Genomic DNA, 1216 nt, shown 5'->3' with positions numbered 1-1216 from the left:
CCGCCTCCCCCGCCGCCGCCCGACGCGCCGTCACCTGTCTCGATCTTCACGGCCACGCCCACCAGGATGGGTACGCCCGCGAGGACGGCGAGCAGCGCGAGGGTGCGCCAGCGGCGGAAGGTGGTGACGAGCTCGTTGCGGAAGAGCCCGAACGTCCACAGCGGACTCGGCCTGCGCGGGTCCGTCCCCGGCGTCGGCTCGGCCTTCACCAGTTCAGCCTTCGTCGGTTCAGCCCGCGACATCGAACCCCTCCCCCGTCAGCGCCACGAACGCGTCCTCCAGAGAGGCCCGTTCGACCGCGAAGCCCCGTACGCGGACTCCGGCTGTCACCAGCGCCGCGTTCACCTCGGCGAGGTCGCGGTCCGGGCCCGGAGGCTCGCCCGTCACCTGCTCCTCCGTCACGACGACATCGCCGACACCCTGCTCCTTGAGCACCCGGGCCGCGTCCCCGGTGTCCGGTGTGGTCACGACCAGCCGTCCGCGCGCCCCGGCCGCGAGGTCGGCCACCGCGCCCTGGGTGATCAGTCGCCCCTGGGCCATCACGGCGGCGTGCGTGCACACCTGCTCGATCTCGTCGAGGAGGTGGGAGGAGAGGAAGACGGTGGTGCCGTCGGACGCCAACTCCCGCACCAGGGAACGGATCTCCCTCATCCCCTGCGGGTCCAGCCCGTTCGTCGGCTCGTCGAGGACGAGCAGTCTGCGCGGCTGGAGCAGCGCCGCCGCCAGGCCCAGCCGCTGTTTCATGCCCAGCGAGTACGCCTTCGACTTCTTGCCCGCGGCCGCTGTCAGCCCCACCCGCTCCAGCGCGGCCGCGACCCGCGTACGCCGGGTGCGCGGGTCGGCGGTGGGATCGGCGGCGTCGTACCGCAGCAGGTTGTCCCGGCCGGAGAGGAAGCCGTACAGCGCGGGCCCTTCGATGAGGGCGCCCACCTGCGGCAGTACGGTGCGGGCGGCGCCCGGCATGGGCCGGCCGAGCACCCGGGCGGTGCCCGACGTGGGCTCGATCAGGCCCATCAGCATGCGGATGGTGGTGGTCTTGCCGGAGCCGTTCGGTCCGAGGAAGCCGAAGACGCTGCCGCTGGGAACCGTGAGTTCCAGGTGGTCCACGGCCACTTGGCCGCCGCGGAAGGTCTTGGTCAGACCCTGGGTGTGAATGACACTCGCGTCCGTCATGGCTTCCCTCGGGTACGGCCGACGGGCTGGGGCGGCATTCGGC

At 72.5% G+C, this 1216-nt stretch carries 1 protein-coding gene and 1 pseudogene; both read right to left on the bottom strand.

Annotated features, from left to right (window positions below; all coding sequences use genetic code 11):
- Positions 1–242, bottom strand: a pseudogene (locus tag FNH08_RS50315) (ABC transporter permease); the annotation flags it as partial.
- A complete protein-coding gene (locus FNH08_RS50310) occupies positions 229–1173 on the bottom strand; it encodes an ABC transporter ATP-binding protein (RefSeq protein WP_152778720.1) in 945 nt (314 codons plus the stop codon). The gene FNH08_RS50310 and the pseudogene FNH08_RS50315, both read right to left, overlap by 14 nt.
- Positions 1174–1216 lie beyond the last annotated feature (43 nt).

The organism is Streptomyces spongiae, assembly GCF_009377185.1.
GTDB lineage: Bacteria > Actinomycetota > Actinomycetes > Streptomycetales > Streptomycetaceae > Streptomyces > Streptomyces spongiae.
The sequence above is the reverse complement of the archived record's forward strand: the minus strand, read 5'-3'. Positions and strand labels throughout refer to the sequence as shown.